The organism is Anaeromusa sp. (assembly GCF_028691475.1).
In the GTDB taxonomy this organism is placed as follows: domain Bacteria; phylum Bacillota; class Negativicutes; order Anaeromusales; family Anaeromusaceae; genus Anaeromusa.
The window spans coordinates 4,987-6,347 of the sequence record NZ_JAQUZF010000129.1 but is presented as its reverse complement, the minus strand read 5'-3'; the positions used below and the strand labels follow the sequence as shown (position 1 = coordinate 6,347).

1 protein-coding gene is annotated in these 1,361 nt (G+C 55.4%); it reads right to left on the bottom strand.

Features of this window, described 5'->3' with window-relative positions; genetic code table 11:
* Positions 1-338: 338 nt before the first annotated feature.
* On the bottom strand, positions 339-1,361 hold a 1,023-nt coding region (locus PHF27_RS12630; RefSeq protein ID WP_300070707.1), incomplete at its 5' end, for an MFS transporter.

Genomic DNA, 1,361 nt, shown 5'->3' with positions numbered 1-1,361 from the left:
ACCGAACTTCCCTATTAAGCCCCTTAGGGACACCTGCTCCACTTATTTATATTTTCTTATCCCAACTATAACAAAGGAGCCTGCCGCCGTCAAGAAAGAAAGGCAAGACGGCAACAAGCTTCCAGTAAACAGCAAGAACAAACGGGAAGAAGTCTTTAATTAGCAAGGGGGACTTTCAGAGCCTCCGCGATAGCCTTTTGCGCCTTCCTTGCCTCCCTTGTTAAAGGGAGGTGCCGCCGCAGCGGTAGTGGGATTCGTGCTCCTGTTAAAAACCATAACCCTCATGCGAACCCTCAGGTTCTCCGCTTCTCTTGTTCAATCCTAACTCCGTCGAGCCCTCACGCGACTCCAGTTCTCTTATTCAATCTCCGCTGCCGCCACGCCAGCCAAAGCGCTCCTGTCAAAAGGAACCCAGTTATTCCAATCACGCCCGCCCAGCCGGCGCTGGCCAGAAAAACACCGCTCCCCGTACCTATCACGCTGGCGCCAGCATAATAAAAGAGCAAATACAGCGAGGCCGCCTGCGCCTTATCGCCGCGGCACAAGCGCCCCACCCAGCCGCTGGCTGTCGCATGGGTGGTAAAAAAGCCGCACGTAAACAAGCCCAGCCCGCCGAGTTTAAATAGCAGCGGAGTCCCCAGCGAAAACAGCGCCCCTCCCAGCATCATCAATAAGCCTGCCACCAGCACAGGACCCGGGCCGCGCCTGTCTACCTGACCGCCGGATACCATGGAGCTAACCGTCCCCAGCAAATATAACAGAAATACCGCTCCCACTTGACTTTGACTAAAAGAATACGGCGCCGCCAACAATATATAGCCGATATAGTTGTACAAAGCTACAAACGAGCCTAGCGCTACAAAGCCAACAATATATAGAGGAAGAATGCCCGGCGTCTTTAGCAAAGAGGGCAGCGCTGCCAACAGACCGGCCTGCTTTGCTGCGGTACTGCGGCGGCTTTGCGCCTTCGGCAGCAGCCAAAAGAAGCAAATCGCCAAAAGCAGACAGAATCCGCCCATCACCAAAAGTGCCGTCCGCCAAGACATAAAGTCCGAGAGAAGGCTTACCAAAAGACGTCCGCCCAAACCGCCAATAGACGTACCGGCAATATAGATGCCCATAGCCAGCCCCACGCCGGACGGCTCAAACTCTTCATTGACATACGCCATAGCCGCCGCGGGAAACGCCGCCATCAACATGCCTTGTAAAGCCCGACAGACTAAGAGCAGCTCAAAGTTTGGGCTGCAGCCGGATGCAATCGCCAGCAGCGACGCACCCAACATAGCCGACAACATGGTTGGTTTGCGCTGCAGCCGGCTGAACACCGCCGCCAGCGGTAAAAGAGCCAGCGCCATAGCGCC